The sequence below is a fragment of the Achromobacter sp. 1012554356 genome (genome assembly GCF_059760815.1).
In genome coordinates this window covers 1-16297 of sequence record NZ_JCBANC010000091.1, presented here as the reverse complement: position 1 = coordinate 16297, position 16297 = coordinate 1, and the positions used below count along the sequence as shown (strand labels likewise).

Here is a 16297-nt window from a genome sequence, read left to right as displayed (position 1 = left end):
GCGCCCGCGGGCGCGTCGTCTTCCTGCGTACCGAACAGGAGTTCTAGCTGATCAGTGCTGGGCATACCTTTCGGGGTTGAGACGCCGCATTTCCCCTTCGATCCATGCTTGAACCTTCTGGTTCAGTTCGTCGGGGGTGAGTCCCTTGGATTCTATCGCGGGACCGATCGACAGGGTGACCATGCCGGGGTACTTGACGAAGGCGTTGCGGCGCCAGCATTCGCCGGCGTTGTGCGCAACGGGAATGACCACGGCGCCGGTGCGCGAAGCGAGCAGCGCGCCGCCCATCTTGAAACGCCCGGCCTGGCCGGGCGGCACGCGCGTGCCTTCGGGAAACAGCAGCGGCCAGCGGCCTTCGTTCAGGCGGGTCTGGCCTTGCTTGACCACCTGTTCGAACGCGTCGCGGCCCTTGGCGCGGTCAATGGCGATCATGCGCAAGAGCGCCAGGCCCCAGCCGAAGAACGGCACCATGTGCAGCTCTTTCTTGTAGACGAAGCAGACCTCGCGCGGCATGTAGGCCGGGAAGAACAGGGTTTCCCAGGCCGACTGGTGTTTGGACAGCAGCACCGCCGGGCCGTCGGGCAGGTTTTCCCAGCCCTTGACCTGCCAGCGGATGCCGCAGAAGACCTTGGCGCCCCAGATGGCCAGGCGGGGCCAGCCCACCGTGAGCTTGTAGCGCCAGTGCAGCGGCAGCGGCGCCCACAGCACGCAGGCGAAGGCGTACGGAATGACCGTGACGGCCAGAAACACGAAGTACAGGAAGGAACGAAGCCGGGCCATCGGGTCACGCGTCCTGCAGCAGGGCGTCGGCCACGGCCGACAGGTCATTGCAGACGCGCGTGTTGTCCGGCAGTCCGCCCTTGGCCTGCGTCTTGGCGCCATTGCCCGTCAGCACCAGCCAGGGTGAGCACCCCGCGGCCGACGAGGCCTGCAGGTCACGCAGCGAATCGCCCACCGCCGGCACGCCGGCCAGATCGATGTCGTAGCGGTGACCGATCTGCTCGAACATGCCGGGACGCGGCTTGCGGCAGCTGCAGTCGTCGTCAGGGCCGTGCGGGCACATGAAGATGGCATCGACGCTGCCGCCCACCGCGGCCAGTTCGCGCCGCATCTTGGTGTGGATGGCCGTCAGGGTGTCCATGTCGAACAGGCCGCGTGCCAAGCCCGACTGGTTGGTGGCAACCACCACCTTCCAGCCGGCCTGCGTGAGGCGCGCGATGGCCTGCAGGCTGCCCGGCAGCGCGATCCATTCGTCGGGCGTCTTGACGAATGCGTCGCTGTCCTGATTGATGACGCCGTCGCGGTCGAGGATGATGAGCTTCACTGGGCGAGCCTGGAGATGTCGGCGACCTGATTCATCAGGCCATGCAGCTGGGCGAGCAGGGCCAGCCGGTTGGCGCGCACGGCCGGGTCTTCGGCCATGACCATGACGTCGGCAAAGAACGCGTCGACCGGCTCGCGGGCCTGGGCCAGCGTGGACAGGCTGCCGGCGAAGTCGCCGTCGGCAAGCTGCGCTTCGGCCTTGGGACGCAGGGCCGCCACGGCGGTGGCCAGCGCCTTTTCGGCGGGCTCCACCAGCGCGGCGTCGTTCACGGCGCCGATCTCGCCCTCGGCCTTCTTGAGCAGATTGCCGATGCGCTTGTTGGCGGCGGCCAGGCTGGCGGCCTCGGGCAGCTGCGCAAACGCGGCGGCGGCGCGCACGCGTTCGGCCACCTGGTGCAGCGGCGGGGTCAGCGCGATCACGGCCTCGACGGCGTTGCGGTCGAAGTCGTTGATGAGCTGGTTGCGATAGCGTTCATAGATGAAGGTGCGGACCTCGGCCAGCGTGTCGGCCGGGATCTTGCCGGCCGGGAACGTGCCGGCAGCCAATTGCAGCAGGCCGTCCAGCGTCAGCGGACCGTTCTGGCTGATCTTCAGCCAGCCGCCCGCGGCCAGTTGTTCGAAGGCGCTGATCAGGCCCAGCGCGGCGCGGCGCAGGCCGAAGGGGTCGCGTTCGCCGGTGGGGGCCAGGCCGATCGCCCAGATGCCGACCAGCGTTTCGACGCGCTCGGCGATGAAGAGCGTGGCGGCAGTCAGGGTGTCCTGCGTGACCGGCGCGTCGTACCGGTTGCGGTACTGGCTGCGCAGGGCTTCGACGACGCTGGCGGGCTCGCCGTCGCCGGCGGCGTAATACGCGCCCATGATGCCTTGCAGCTCGGGGAACTCGCCGACCATGTTCGACCCGAGGTCGGCCTTGGCCAGCATGGCAGCGCGGTCGGCGGCGGACACGTCGCCGCCCAGTTCGCCGGCGATGCCGCGGGCAATCGCGCGCACGCGCTCGACGCGCTCGAGCTGGGTGCCGAGCTTGTTGTGATAAACGATGGAGCCCAACTGTTCGACACGCGCGGCCAGCGGCGTCTTGCGGTCGGTTTCAAAGAAGAATTGCGCGTCGGCCAGACGCGGACGCACCACGCGCTGGTTGCCTTCGACGATGTTCACCGGATTGTCCGTGCGCATGTTGCTCACGATCAGGAAGCGGTGGGTGAGACGGCCGGTCGCCGGGTCGAACAGCGGGAAGTACTTCTGGTTCAGCCGCATGGTCAGGATCAGGCATTCCTGCGGAACCTGCAGGAACTGCTCTTCGAACTCGCCCACGTACACGGTGGGGTGCTCGACCAGCGCGGTGACTTCGTCCAGCAGCGCGGCCACTTCGGGGTCATCGCCCAGCGTGGCGGACAGGCGGGTCGCATCTTCCTGCAATTGGCGCTGGATCTCGGCGCGGCGCGCCTCGAACGAGGCCACGACATGGCCCTTTTCGGCCAGCGTGGCGACGTAGGCGTCGGCATCGGCGATGGCAATGGCGCCCTCGCTCATGAAGCGGTGGCCGAGTGTTTCGCGGCCGGCGGCAAGGCCCAACGCCGAGACCGGCACCACGTCCGCGCCGAACAGGGCGATCAGGCCATGCGCCGGGCGCACGAACTTGACGGTGGAGACGCCGTCCGCCAATTGGTAGCGCATCACCTTGGGGATGGGCAGGCCGTCGATGGCGGCTTCGATGCCTTCCTGCAGGCCGGCAGCCAGTTGCGCACCCGCGGCCGTGCCGCGCGCCACCAGGTAGTCCTGCTTGCCGTCGGATTCACGGTCCAGGGTGGACACGTCGATGTTTTCAAGGCCCTTGGCAGCCAGCTTCTTTTGCAGCGCGGGCGTGGCCTTGCCGTCTTCGGTCAGGCCGATCTTCACGGGCATCAGCTTTTCGGCATAGGCCTGGTCGGGCGCCTGCGCCAGCACGGCGGACAGGTGCACGGCCAGGCGGCGCGGCGTCGAGTACGGGGTGACGGCGCAGCCCTCGGCCAGCAGGCCGTGGCGGTCCAGCGTGGCGCGCACGCCTTCGGCAAAGGCCTGGCCCAGTTTCTGCAGGGCCTTGGGCGGGAGTTCTTCGGTCAGCAGTTCAACCAGCAGCGGGCGGATGTTCGTCGTCATTTATGCTGCCTCCCCGGCGGCCTTGTCGCGGCCCAGCATGGGAAAGCCCAGTCGTTCGCGGGAATCGTAGTAGGCCTGCGCGACGGTGCGCGACAGGTTGCGGATGCGGCCGATGTAGGCGGCGCGCTCGGTCACGCTGATCGCGCCGCGCGCGTCCAGCATGTTGAAGGTGTGCGCGGCTTTCAGCGCGGCCTCGTAGGCCGGCAGCGCCAGCGGCACGTCCATCAGGCGCTTGGCTTCGGCTTCGTAGTCGTTGAAATGCGCAAACAGCATCTCGGCCGACGAGTGTTCGAAGTTGTAGGTGGATTGCTCGACTTCGTTCTGGTGGAACACGTCGCGGTACAGAACGCGATTGCCGTTGGCGCCTTCCGTCCAGACGAGGTCGTACACGCTTTGCACGTCCTGCAGGTACATGGCCAGGCGTTCCAGGCCGTAGGTGATTTCACCGGTGGTGGGCGTGCAGTCCAGGCCGCCGACCTGCTGGAAATACGTGAACTGCGTCACTTCCATGCCGTTCAGCCAGACTTCCCAGCCCAGGCCCCAGGCGCCGAGCGTGGGGTTTTCCCAGTCGTCCTCGACGAAGCGGATATCGTGCTGCGTGGGATCGATGCCCAGCGCCTTCAGCGAACCGATATACAGATCCAGGATTTCGGGCGGCGCGGGCTTGAGCACGACCTGGTACTGGTAGTAGTGCTGCATGCGGTTGGGGTTTTCGCCGTAGCGGCCATCCTTCGGGCGGCGCGAGGGCTGCACATAGGCGGCGCGCCAGGGCTCCGGACCGATGGCGCGCAGGAACGTGGCCGTGTGCGAGGTGCCGGCGCCGACTTCCATGTCGTAGGGCTGCAGCAGGGCGCAACCCTGCTTGTCCCAGTATTCCTGGAGCGTAAGGATGATTTGCTGAAAGGTGAGCATAGGATTCTTGGAATTCGGCCGCCGGGCAAAAACTGCCCCGCGCGTGGGAAACCCGGCATTTTAACTGGCCTGCGGCTGTAGCGGGCCCGGGCGGGGCCGTACCGGTTACATCTGGGTCCGAAGGCGTCCCCGAATGTGCCCCTGGTGGACACGGGGGGGCCTTTGCCTGCGCCCGTAAACCAATGGTCGTATGATTCCGGGTTGAGCCTGAGTCTTATATAAAACCCGGAACCCGATTCCGAGAAATTCGCGAAAAAGGAGCAGTCCCATGTCTGACCTGATCACGGTGGAAGTCACCGACGGCATCCAGATCATCACGATCAACCGTCCCGAGGCCAAGAACGCCATCAACCTGGAAACCGCCGTGGCCATGGCCGCCGCGCTGGACCAGCTGGACAGCCGTGACGACGTGCGCATCGGCATCCTGACGGGTGGCGGCGGCACGTTCTCGTCGGGCATGGACCTGAAGGCGTTCGCCGCGTCCGGCCAACGCCCCTACGTGGAAGGCCGCGGTTTTGCCGGCCTGAACGAACGCCCGCCCAAGAAGCCGCTGATCGCCGCGGTCGAAGGCTACGCGCTGGCCGGCGGATGCGAAATGGCGCTGGCCTCCGACCTGATCGTGGCCGCCAGCAACGCCAAGTTCGGCCTGCCCGAAGTCAAGCGCGGCCTGGTGGCCGGCGCCGGCGGCCTCTTGCGCCTGCCGCGCCGCCTGCCGTACCACATCGCCATGGAAGTCATCCTGACCGGCGAAATGCTGAGCGCCGAACGCGCCCACGCCTTCGGCCTGGTCAACCGCCTGACCGAGCCGGGCGGAGCCCTGGCCGGCGCGCTGGAACTGGCGCGTGCCATTGTCGAAAACGGCCCGCTGGCCGTCCAGACCGCCAAGAGCATCGTCGCGCAAGGCGGCGACTGGGACCAGGAAGGCATGTTCGACCGCCAGCGCCCGCTGATCGCGCACATCTTCACGTCGGCCGACGCGAAGGAAGGCGCCACGGCCTTCGCCGAGAAGCGCAAGCCCGTGTGGCAAGGCAAATAAGTGGTTGGCCCCCACGCCGCGCACGCTCCGCGCGCTTGCTGCCCCCCGAGGGGGCGCATTTTGCCTTGGGGCGGCCCGGCGGGAAAAAATGCCCCCACGCCGCGCACGCTCCGCGCGCTTGCTGCCCCCCCGAGGGGGCGCATTTTGCCTTGGGGCGGCCCGGCGGGAAAAAATGCCCCCACGCCGCGCACGCTCCGCGCGCTTGCTGCCCCCCGAGGGGGCGCATTTTGCCTTGGGGCGGCCCGGCGGCAAAATAGTTCTTTTCTACTGCGGCTGATCACCGGATCAGCCGCGTTTTCACGTTTCCCCTCCAGACCTGCAAATCGCCATGTCCGTCATCATTAAAGAAGAAGACTTGATCCAGTCGATAGCCGATGGCATCCAGTTCATCAGCTATTACCATCCCGTCGATTACATCCGCCACCTGGCGCGCGCCTACGAGCGCGAGGAAAGCCCGGCCGCGCGCGATGCGATGGCGCAGATCCTGACCAACTCGCGCATGTGCGCCGAGGGCAAGCGTCCGCTGTGCCAGGACACCGGCATCGTCAACGTCTTCCTGAAGATCGGCATGAGCGTGCGCTTTGACACCAAGCGCACCCTGCAGGAGCTCTGTGACGAAGGCGTGCGCCGCGGCTATCTGAATCCGGACAATCCGCTGCGCGCCTCCGTGCTGGACGACCCGCTGTTTGCGCGCAAGAACACGCGCGACAACACGCCCTGTATCCTGCACGTCGAGCTTGTCCAGGGTGACAAGGTCGACGTGCAAATCGCCTCGAAGGGTGGTGGTTCCGAGAACAAGACCAAGTTCGCCATGCTGAACCCCAGCGATTCGCTGGTGGACTGGGTGCTCAAGACCGTCCCGTCGATGGGCGCCGGCTGGTGTCCGCCCGGCATGCTGGGCATCGGCGTTGGCGGCACGGCTGAAAAGGCCATGCTGATGGCCAAGCAGTCGCTGATGGAAGACATCGACATGTACGAGCTGCTGGCCCGCGGCCCGCAGAACAAGCTGGAAGAGCTGCGCATCGAGCTCTACGAAAAGGTCAACGCGCTGGGCATTGGCGCGCAGGGCCTGGGCGGCCTGACGACCGTGCTGGACGTCAAGATCAGCACCTTCCCGACGCACGCGGCCTCCAAGCCCGTCGCCATGATCCCGAACTGTGCGGCCACCCGCCACGCGCACTTCGAGCTGGATGGCTCCGGTCCCGCGCGCCTGGATCCGCCGTCGCTGTCCGAATGGCCCGAAGTGCACTGGGCGCCGGACTACAACAAGTCCAAGCAGGTCGACCTGAACACGCTGACCAAGGAAGAAGTCGCCAGCTGGAAGCCGGGCCAGACCCTGCTGCTGTCGGGCAAGATGCTTACCGGCCGCGATGCCGCGCACAAGCGCATCCAGGACATGCTGGCCAAGGGCGAGCCGCTGCCCGTGGACTTCACCAACCGCGTCATCTATTACGTGGGCCCGGTGGATCCGGTGGGCGATGAAGTGGTCGGCCCCGCAGGCCCCACCACCGCCACGCGGATGGACAAGTTCACGGACATGATGCTGGAGAAGACGGGCCTGATCTCGATGATCGGCAAGTCCGAGCGCGGCCCCGTCGCCATCGAAGCCATCAAGAAGCACGGCTCGGCCTACCTGATGGCCGTCGGCGGCGCTGCCTACCTGGTGTCCAAGGCCATCCGCGGCGCCAAGGTGCTGGGCTTTGCGGACCTGGGCATGGAAGCCATCTATGAGTTCGACGTGAAGGACATGCCGGTGACCGTGGCGGTCGACGCCCAAGGCACCTCGGTCCACACGACCGGCCCGAAGGAATGGCAGGCCAAGATCGGCAAGATCCCGGTCGCCGTTGCCTGAACGCAGTGACTGCATGAAGTGCAAATTGGCCGCTGACCCCAGCGGCCAATTTTTTTTTAGGCGGGTGCGCTACGCAAGCGATGTATATACTCCGTCCGTCGTTCCGGGATAGTTCAGCGGCAGAACATTCGGCTCCAGTCCGGATAGGCGCTGGTTCGAATCCAGCTCCCGGATCCCTTCCTCTTACCTGAGCCACGCATCATGGATGACGCGCCGGATGCGCACGGGGCGGGTGGCGGCTATGCCGCCGCCATGCTCGCCAAAGCCTTCCTGACCCACGAGACCCACCCGGACCCCGCCGTGCGCGAACGCGCGGCGGTGCGCGTTGAGCGCTGGCGCCAGGTGCTGGCGCATGCGCTGGATGGCTCGGCTTCCTACGGCTCCGCCACGCCGCTGCCCGGCATTCCCGACTGGGTGACGCTGGACGTCGCCACCGGCGGCTTTGCCACGGGGGATCTGCTTGCCGGTGGACCGTTGACGCCCTACGAGCGCGAGCTGGCGGCGACGCTTTCCGGCATCGCGCCGGACAACGAACGGCGCGATCTCAACGCCTGGTTTCTCAGCGAGGCCGGCGTCGCGCGTTTGCAAGACAGCCTGGCGCGGGGCGACTATCGCATCGAGGTGCCGGAAGAAGCTGTGCTGGCCGTGGCGGCGTGGCTGTTGGGGCAGGGGCTTGCCGACGCGGCGCGGGAACTGGTCGCGGTGGTGGCGCCTTTTTTTGACCGTCTGCGCTTCTTCCCCGCGCCCGGATCGGCCGATGACGCGTCGGGCGCCGACATCCATGTCAGCACCGCCGGCGACGTTGCCGCGCGGCTGTCCAGCCTGCCCGCGCAACCGCGCATCGCGGCGCAGCGTGCGGCCGTTCTGACCCTGCTGCCGCATTACGACCGCGCCGTCGCCCTGTTTCTTGAGACGGTCGAGGACGATTGGCCGTGCCGGCGTTATCCGCAGGACTGGATTCCACGCGCCCAGGCGCTGACGAACGAGATCAATGCGGCCCAGGACAGTGGCCAGTCGCCGGCCGGCACGTCGCGCAGGCATCGTCACAAGCGCGAGCTCTTCGACCTCCTGGCGCAATGCGCGCAGGACGCTGCCGGCCTTACCGGCAGGCAGGTCGGCCGCATACGCCGCATCGTTCGCGATTTCGTAGCCGCGCATGGCGAGCCCAGGTCTGCGGAGCACGAGGCCCTGCGCCAACGTCAGCGCGAGGAGGTGTCCGCTGTCGGATTCCATGAAATCGCGCGCCTGGTGGCCGCCCGCTTGCAGGATCATCCGCAGACGGCCGGCGTGCACGACCTGGCCCCGGTGCTGGCGCCGTTGAGCGCAACCGAAGCCGCAACGCTCCAATTGCCGCCGGGCGAGCCGGTGCCGGCGCCCATCGCCCGGCGCGCACAGCGCTGCCAAAGCGGCACGCTTGCCGACTTGGTGGCGCAGGGGCTGATCACCTCGCCGGACTTCCTGGCGACGCTCACGCCGCAGATCACGTCGGGCCTGCAAGGCGGCGGTTTTGACGATGCCGCGTTGCGCACGCTGTACAGCGCTTGTTATCGGGCGTTCCGCCGGCGCCGTTCGCTTCTCTTGCTCAACCTTGAACGGCAGGCGTCGTTCGACCGGTTGCCCTGGATCGCGGCCCTGGAAGATCTTCGGCGTCCGGCGCGGCAGGACGCCGACGCGGCCCGCGCCGCGCTGACGGAAATCGCGGAACTTGCCCTGGCGTCATTCCCGCATGCGCCCGTGCCGAACAAGCTGCTGCAGGAACTGCACGCACTTGCCGAGCGTGCGCAATGGACGCTGCCGCTGGTGGATGAGGTGGCGGCGGACATCTTCATGGGGCGTTTCGGACGCAAATTCCTGGAAGCGGCGCAATGCGCGGCGGCGCTGCTCGGCGACTCTCTGTACACCCGCTATTTCGACATCGATGCCAGCCAGGTGCTGGCGCTGCCGTTGCCGCGAAAATCTCGCGGCGACGACGCCGACGCGTTTGGCCGGTTGTGCGCCGCGCGCGCCGGCGTACAGCCTGGCTTCGGCCAAGTGGGCGCCAACGGCATGGTCATCGAGCAGCAGCAGATACTGACCACGCAGAATCTTGCGGTGCTGGTGAAAGACGCGGGGTTGGACGCGGCGCTACGCGGCCATTATGGCCAGATGGCGGTTGCCGGCTTCGAGTGGATCTGCGCGCGCCACCAAATGAAGATCCACGATTGGCATGCGTGTGTGCGGATGACCCGGAACACCGCCTATGCCTGGCGGCAGGTGCTGTTCTTTCTGTCGATGATGCCGCAGGCCGAGCAGGCAGCCGCGATCGTCGCCATGGATGCGCATTTCCAGGCGCAGAGCGGGGCGTTTCGCAACCGCTTCGAACCCATCATGCGCGGACTGCATCTGGCGGCAGACGGCCAGCGTCTGCCGCAGCACGACGCCGGCCCGCAAGGCGCTCGCGTGTTCCGGGGCTGGTTCAACACGCGCCACTGGCTGCTCGACGGCCTGCACTGAGCGGGCCGAGTCCTCCTACTTCCGGAACGCCGCAATCGCCTCCGCCGACTTGCCCAGCACGTCGCGCAGCACTTCGTCGGTGTGCTCGCCCAGCAGCGGCGGCGCGCGGCGGTACACGACGGGCGAATCCGAAAACCGCAGCGGACTGGCCGTCACGGGCGCCATGCCGCCGGCCGGATGCGGCATGTCTCGCCGCAGCTGCCGCGCCTGCGCCTGCGGGTGCGCGAATGCCTGGGCGATGTCGTTGATCGGCCCGCACGGCACGCCCACCGCCTCCAGCTTGGCAATCCAGTCATCACGCCGGCCTTCGCGCATGATGTCGGTCAGGATGCCGATCAGTTCCACGCGGTTGGTGACGCGCAGCCGGTTGGTCGCAAAGCGCGGATCGTCGCCGAGCTCCGGCACGCCGATGGCGCGGCAGTAGGCGCGATACTGCGATTCGTTGCCCGTGGCCACGATCAGGTGGCCGTCGCTGGCGGCGAACACCTGGTAGGGCACCACGTTCTGATGCGCGTTGCCGGCGCGGGTGGGCGCGACGCCCGAGTTGAAGTAGTTGGAGTTCTGGTTGGCCAGCAAGGCCACGTGGCTGTCGAGCAGCGCGATGTCCAGATGCTGGCCCTGGCCGCTGCGATGGCGCTCTTGCAGGGCCGCCAGCACCGCCACGGTCGCGTACATGCCGGTGACGATGTCGGTGACGGCCACGCCCGCCTTCTGTGGCCCGCCGCCAGGCAGGTCGTCGCGCTCGCCCGTGATGCTCATCAGCCCGCCCATGCCCTGGATCATGAAGTCGTAGCCGGGGCGCTGCGCAAACGGACCGTCTTGGCCGAAGCCGGTGACCGAGCAATAGATGAGGCGCGGATTGATCTGCTTGAGGCTCTGGTAGTCCAGCCCGTACTTGGCCAGGCCGCCCACTTTGAAGTTCTCGACAAGGATGTCGCTGACCGCGGCCAATTCCCGGATCAGCGCCGCGCCTTCCGGCGTGGCCATGTCGGCCTCGACGGAGCGCTTGTTGCGGTTGGCGCTGAGGTAATAGGCCGATTCGTTGGTGTCCTGGCCATCTCCGTCCTTCAGAAAGGGCGGCCCCCACGCTCGGGTGTCGTCGCCGACGTGCGGCCGTTCGATCTTGATGACGTCGGCGCCCAGGTCTGCCAGGTTCTGCGTGCACCACGGGCCGGCCAGAATGCGCGACAGGTCCAGCACGCGGATGCCGTCAAGAGGAGGCGGGCGCGTCATGATTGCACCGTCGCGGTGCCGTGGCTCATGACCACGACGCCGCGCTCTTTGGCGCGGGCAATGAAGCGGATCTGGCCATCCGGCATGCGCCACATGTCGCATTGCAGTGTCTCGCCCGGATAGACGGGCGCCGAGAAACGCGTGTTCAGGCTGGTGAGCCGCGCGGCATCGTAATCGCAGAAGGTCTTGACGATGGCATGCGCGGCCACGCCGTACGAGCACAGACCATGCAGGATGGGGCGGGGATAACCCGCCTGACGCGCGACGTCCGGGTCTGCATGCAGCGGATTGCGGTCGGCGTTCAGGCGATACAGCAGCGCCGCGCTGGATGGAATGCGCAGCTCGCAGCGCAACTCCGGGTCGCCGTCGGGCGCGGCGGGCAGGGCCTCGGGGCTGGCATCGCCGTCGCCGAAACCGCCATCGCCGCGGCAGAAGGTGCTTGATCGCAGGGTCGCCAGGCATTGGCCGTCTTCGTCGTGCAGCGTGCGTTCGCTGACGATGATGGCGCCCTTGTCCACGCCCTTGTCGATCACGTGCGTGTTGCGTGTTCTGCCGGTGACGACGCCCGACACCGGCAGCGGCGCATGCAGCGTCAGCCGCTGCTCGCCATGCACGACCTTCACCCAGTCCACCGTCGAGCGCGGGTCGCTGACCCAGAAGCCCGGGTAGCCGAGGATCACGCTCATCGTCGGGAACGCGCGCAGGTCCTTTTCGTACACGTAGCGCAATTGGCCCGTGTCTTCCGGATCCTGCCCCAGGCCGATGCCCAGCGCATACAGCATGGTGTCCTTCTGTTCATAGCGCTGGCGCACATCGTCAAAGCGCCAGTCCTTCACGGTTGCATAGTCCAACGGCATGTGGCGGCCTCAGATGGGATCCCAGTCGATCACGTCGGGCGAACGCTCCAACGCATAGAAGTGCTTGCGCATGGCGGGCGCGGCGATCTCGGCGATGCGTTCCGGCGTCCAGCCTTCGCTGTGATGCACCGTGCGCAGCGGGCGAGGCTGGCTCATCAGCATGATCTCGTTGGCGCGCACCGCGAAGATCTGCGCGGTTATCTCGCTGGCCGCGTCGCTGGCCAGAAACACCGCCATCGGCGCCACCTTGCCGGCTTCCATCTTTTTCAGTTTCTCGACGCGCGCCTTTTCTTCGTCGGTCTCCGCGGGGATGGAGCTTGTCATGCGGCTCCAGGCAAACGGCGCGATGCAGTTGGACCGCACGTTGTAGCGCGCCATGTCCAGCGCAATCGACTTGGACAACGCGACGATGCCCAGTTTGGCGGCCGCGTAGTTGGCCTGGCCGAAGTTGCCGATCAGCCCCGACGTGGACGTCATGTGCACGAAGGCGCCCGATTCCTGTTCGCGAAAGTAGGGCGCCGCCGCGCGGCTCATGTAGAACGAGCCGTTCAGGTGCACGTCGATCACCTGGCGCCATTCCTCTTCGCTCATCTTGTGGAAAACCCGGTCGCGCAGGTTGCCCGCGTTGTTGATCACCGCGTCCACCCGGCCGAATGCGTCGATGGCGGTTTGCACGACGCGGCTGGCGCTGTCGTACGCGGCCACGCTGTCGGTGTTGGCCACGGCGTGGCCGCCCGCTTCGACGATTTCCTTCACGACCGCCTGCGCGGGACCGTCCGCGCCGCCTTCGCCCGTGAGCGATACGCCGATGTCGTTCACCACGACCTTCGCGCCCGCCTCCGCCATTGCCAGCGCCACGCTGCGGCCGATGCCGCCGCCTGCGCCCGTCACGATCACCACCTTTCCGGATACCAAGCCGCTCATTGCTTCTGACTCCTGTGCTGCGGCGCGCACGCCGTGTGTGGAAAACAGTTCCGCATCAACCCGTCTGGTTCATGGGCATGGCCTCATGGTAGATTCGACCCGGCATTCGAAGAATTCAAAATTAGAAATGCCCCCCTTCTGCGTGGTGGAACATGAGACATGATCTGACGGACCTGCGTTTGTTCTTGAACGTGGGCGAAACACTCAATCTGACCCGTGCCGCGGAACGCACGTTCCTGTCCTTGCCGGCGGCAAGCGCGCGGGTCAAGCACATGGAAGAGGCATTCAAGGCCCGCCTGCTGGTGCGTATGGCCACAGGCGTGGCGCTCACGCCCGCCGGCGAAGTGCTGCTCAAGCACGCCAATGCCGTCTTCCGCCAACTCGAATGCCTGAACGCCGATCTGCAGCCGTACGCCAGCGGCCTGAAAGGCCGTCTACGTCTGCTGGCCAACACCACCGCCACCAATTCCTTCCTGGCCGACGCGCTGTCCACGTTCCTGGCGGAAAACCCTGACGTCGATGTCGAGCTGGAAGAAAAAATCTCCGGCGACATCGTCATTGCCATCCGTGCCGGCGCCGGGGACCTGGGCCTTGTCGCGGGCAACATCGATGTCGAGGGCCTGGACGTCACGCCGCTGTTCCGCGACGAACTCACCGTGGTCACGTCGCTGGACCATCCGCTGGCCGCGCAGAAGACCGCGCATTTCGCGGACCTGGTGGACGCCTACCAGTTCGTCGGCATCCACCCGGACAGCGCGATCCAGACCTTTCTTGAAGACATCGCCAGTGGCCTGGGCAAGCGCATCTGCCAGCGCGTGCACGTGGGCAGCTTCGAGGCCGTGTGCCGCATGGTCGAGGCTGGCGCGGGCATCGCCGTCGTGCCACGCGCCTGCGCGGCGCGCTACAGCCGTCCCGACTTTCTGCATGTGCTCAAGCTGGACGACCCCTGGGCGCTACGCGATCGCCTGCTGTGCCGCCAACGCGGCCGCGACCTGCCCAGCTTCGCGGAGTGCTTCATCGGCCACGTGCAGCGCGCCGCGCGTGGGCAATAGGTAGTCGGGAGCCGACAGCGCGCCTGCGGTCCCAATCGCCCGACAGATGCGTCGCTCGGGGTTTGCCCTGGCCCCATGTGTCCTAGCTCATGCGCCGTAGGGCTGCCATACAAGGCGTGCCCGCGCGTGCGGCCCATCCTTCAGCCCCCGCGAAAGAGGGGCTTTTGCAAATACGTAGCGGACTTCTCCGGCATTCGGCAAATAATAAAAAACAGCGGCGGGCGGCAGCACGCGATGTCCAGCCGTGACCAGAACAAGACTCAGGAGACTGCCGTGATCCATCAAGACCGCCGCCGCGTCCTCGCGGGGCTGGGCGCCGCATGCGCCGCCGCCATGCTTCCATCCTGGGCCCGCGCCGCCACCTGGCCGGGCCACGCCGTGACCTTCATCGTCCCGTTTCCCGCCGGGGGACCGGTCGACACCACCGCGCGCTTCACGACGCAGCCTCTCGGCCAACTCTGGTCCGTGCCCACCGTCGTTGACAACAAATCCGGCGCCGGCGGCATCGTCGGCGCGCAATTCGCTGCGAAAGCGGAGCCCGACGGCTACAACTTCTTTTTCGCGTCCATCCACCACGCCGTGCTGCCCAGCCTGCGCAACAACCTCAGCTACGACATCACCACCGACTTCGTGCCAGTAGGCATGGCCGCGGTATTTCCCATCGTGCTCGTCGTCAATGCGTCGCTGCCCGTCAACAGCGTCAGCGAACTCATCGCCTACGCCAAGCAGAACCCCGGCAAGCTGTCCTTCAGCTCCTCCGGCACCGGCGGCGGCACGCACCTGGCCGGCGAACTCTTCAACGCCATGGCCGGCGTGCGCATCCAGCACGTCCCCTACCGCGGCAGCGCACCCGCCATGCAGGACCTGCTAGGCGGCCAAGTGCAAGTCATGTTCGCCGACGGCCCCTCCGCCGTCCCGCACCTCAAGGGCGGCAAGATCCGCGCGCTGGGCGTCGGCAACCCCACACGGTCCAGCATGGTCCCCGACATCCCCACCATCGCGGAATCAGGACTGCCCGGCTACGAGGCCTACTCGTGGAGTGGCGTCATGGCGCCCAAAGGCACGCCGCCCGACATCGTCAAGCGTATCAATGCGGACATGGTGAAAGTGCTGTCGAACGACAGCACCGCAAAGGCAATGATCGCGGCGGGTGCGGAGCCCAAGCCGGGCTCGCCCGAGGAATTCGGCAAATTCGTGCGCGACGAAATCGCAAAGTGGCGCGACCTCATCAAGACCGCGAACATCAAGCTGGAGTGATCTGGTCAGGATCGTGACGATCAGCGCACCGCGAACCAGGCGCCATTGAGACTGCCGTTCATGCCGCAGAACGGCGGCCCAAAGCCGTCATTCTTCACACCGGCAGGCGGCGTCTCGCGCGTCACCAGCACCGCGCCGCGGCGCTTGAGCGTCAGCGTCCAGGGCGGTCCATCCTGATAGGTCACCGTCAGCGTGTCGCCCGACACGGCGCCTCGACCACTCAAATCGCAAACCCAGTTCCCGTTATACGGCCGCGCCGAATTCGCCGCCACCAGCAACTCGCCACGCGAATTCTGCGTGATCTCGATCTCGCCTTCGATGTTTCTCCACTTGCCGACAAATCCGTCGGCCGGCTTGGGATTGATCGCCTTCAGGAACGCCAGACGGTAACGCATGGTGTCGGTAAGCGCCTCGAAAGGCGTGCTTTGCACGTAGGGCTCTGCATAAGCGTTGTCGCGTACGCCCAGAAAGTACTTCTGATCGGCAACCAATGCCTTGGCCGCCTCCGCATCCAGTTCATCGCGCACGGCCTTGAATTGCTGCGCAATGGCGGCATCCTGATCCCCCAGCCTCGAATTGCCGCAAAGCGACTTCTCAACCGGCGTGGAGGCCTTGGCGCAATTGAACGACGGGGCGGCCACTGCGCTGCCAGCCATCGCCAGCGAAGCCGAAAGGACCAGATAACGGATCATGGTTTGAAGTTCTCCAGAGGATGAACAAGTCCGGCCGCCGACCGGCGCCGCATAACCGCGCAGTTTACCGGTGTTGCCGTTATCTCGGAGATGGTGTCTGACACCCTGCGAAGACTGCCGTTATGCCACGGATGTGTCCCAAGGGTGTCAGACACCAGCGCAGATTGCGACGCCCGAACTGGGACAGGTGTCAGACACCCTGCGAAGACTGTCGTCATGCCGCAGATGTGCCCCAAGGGTGTCAGACACCAGCAACACCGCCGCACATCGCGAGTAAGGTATCAGGCACCCGAGCACACCCCCGGCCGCAAGCGCGAAGCGTCATCCACGAACGCAAGACACCGCGTAAGCGTCCGGAGGCCGCCCGCGCGGCCAACCGGGCGCGGGCCCCGCAAGACGCTCCAAACCCGCGCAAGCGCAGCCAAAACCCTCAAGAACCCACCCCGCCCCAGCGCCCGCCAAGCTGAAACCACCCGAGCACGGCGCGTCGGCGGCCTGGGGTGCGCGGGGCGTGTAGATGCGCCCGAGGG

At 66.6% G+C, this 16297-nt stretch carries 13 protein-coding genes and 1 tRNA gene; 6 read left to right on the top strand and 8 right to left on the bottom strand.

Features of this window, described 5'->3' with window-relative positions:
- Positions 1-51 precede the first annotated feature (51 nt).
- From AC6LJW_RS28140 to glyQ, 4 genes are read right to left on the bottom strand one after another with little or no spacing between them, the layout of a single operon-like run.
- Positions 52-780, bottom strand: a complete 729-nt coding sequence (locus tag AC6LJW_RS28140; protein WP_056569123.1) for a lysophospholipid acyltransferase family protein — start codon at positions 778-780, stop codon at positions 52-54.
- Positions 781-784: 4 nt separating this feature from the next.
- Positions 785-1324 carry a D-glycero-beta-D-manno-heptose 1,7-bisphosphate 7-phosphatase gene (gmhB, locus tag AC6LJW_RS28135; protein WP_056569120.1) on the bottom strand — a complete coding sequence of 180 codons (540 nt, stop codon included), beginning with the start codon at positions 1322-1324 and terminating at the stop codon, positions 785-787.
- On the bottom strand, positions 1321-3459 hold the full coding sequence (gene glyS, locus AC6LJW_RS28130; protein ID WP_056569117.1) for a glycine--tRNA ligase subunit beta: 2139 nt from the start codon (positions 3457-3459) through the stop codon (positions 1321-1323). The genes gmhB and glyS overlap by 4 nt, the downstream gene beginning before the upstream one ends.
- Positions 3460-4371 carry a glycine--tRNA ligase subunit alpha gene (gene glyQ / locus AC6LJW_RS28125; RefSeq protein ID WP_056569114.1) on the bottom strand — a complete coding sequence of 304 codons (912 nt, stop codon included), beginning with the start codon at positions 4369-4371 and terminating at the stop codon, positions 3460-3462. It abuts the gene before it with no gap.
- A 268-nt stretch (positions 4372-4639) separates the two neighbouring features.
- On the opposite strand from glyQ, the gene AC6LJW_RS28120 reads away from it, so the two are divergent.
- From AC6LJW_RS28120 to AC6LJW_RS28105, 4 genes are all read left to right on the top strand, one after another.
- Positions 4640-5407: a crotonase/enoyl-CoA hydratase family protein gene (locus AC6LJW_RS28120; protein ID WP_056569111.1), complete on the top strand. Its 768-nt coding sequence runs from the start codon at positions 4640-4642 to the stop codon at positions 5405-5407.
- Positions 5408-5735: 328 nt separating this feature from the next.
- Positions 5736-7259 (top strand): fumarate hydratase, encoded by a 1524-nt coding sequence (locus tag AC6LJW_RS28115; protein ID WP_105237456.1) that lies wholly within the window; start codon positions 5736-5738, stop codon positions 7257-7259.
- A 102-nt stretch (positions 7260-7361) separates the two neighbouring features.
- A tRNA-Trp gene (locus AC6LJW_RS28110) sits at positions 7362-7433 on the top strand.
- A gap of 27 nt (positions 7434-7460) precedes the next feature.
- Entirely contained in the window at positions 7461-9752 is a 2292-nt protein-coding gene (locus tag AC6LJW_RS28105) for a hypothetical protein (RefSeq protein WP_498088851.1), read from the top strand.
- A 15-nt stretch (positions 9753-9767) separates the two neighbouring features.
- Here the strand turns inward: AC6LJW_RS28105 and AC6LJW_RS28100 are convergent, their stop codons facing one another.
- From AC6LJW_RS28100 to AC6LJW_RS28090, 3 genes are read right to left on the bottom strand one after another with little or no spacing between them, the layout of a single operon-like run.
- Positions 9768-10985 (bottom strand): CaiB/BaiF CoA transferase family protein, encoded by a 1218-nt coding sequence (locus AC6LJW_RS28100; protein WP_427985710.1) that lies wholly within the window; start codon positions 10983-10985, stop codon positions 9768-9770.
- A complete protein-coding gene (locus tag AC6LJW_RS28095) occupies positions 10982-11842 on the bottom strand; it encodes a MaoC/PaaZ C-terminal domain-containing protein (RefSeq protein ID WP_498088850.1) in 861 nt (286 codons plus the stop codon). Before AC6LJW_RS28095 ends, AC6LJW_RS28100 begins: the two co-directional genes overlap by 4 nt.
- Positions 11843-11851: 9 nt before the next feature.
- Entirely contained in the window at positions 11852-12766 is a 915-nt protein-coding gene (locus AC6LJW_RS28090) for an SDR family NAD(P)-dependent oxidoreductase (RefSeq protein ID WP_056569098.1), read from the bottom strand.
- Between the two features lie 152 nt (positions 12767-12918).
- Between AC6LJW_RS28090 and AC6LJW_RS28085 the strand changes: the two genes are divergently transcribed.
- Both AC6LJW_RS28085 and AC6LJW_RS28080 read left to right on the top strand, forming a co-directional pair.
- The gene (locus AC6LJW_RS28085; RefSeq protein WP_056569094.1) at positions 12919-13818 is read left to right on the top strand and encodes a LysR substrate-binding domain-containing protein; all 900 of its coding nucleotides are present in this window, start codon (positions 12919-12921) and stop codon (positions 13816-13818) included.
- A 234-nt stretch (positions 13819-14052) separates the two neighbouring features.
- Positions 14053-15075 carry a Bug family tripartite tricarboxylate transporter substrate binding protein gene (locus AC6LJW_RS28080; RefSeq protein WP_056569091.1) on the top strand — a complete coding sequence of 341 codons (1023 nt, stop codon included), beginning with the start codon at positions 14053-14055 and terminating at the stop codon, positions 15073-15075.
- A gap of 20 nt (positions 15076-15095) precedes the next feature.
- On the opposite strand, the gene AC6LJW_RS28075 is transcribed toward AC6LJW_RS28080, so the two are convergent.
- Positions 15096-15767 carry a lysozyme inhibitor LprI family protein gene (locus AC6LJW_RS28075; protein WP_498088849.1) on the bottom strand — a complete coding sequence of 224 codons (672 nt, stop codon included), beginning with the start codon at positions 15765-15767 and terminating at the stop codon, positions 15096-15098.
- Positions 15768-16297 lie beyond the last annotated feature (530 nt).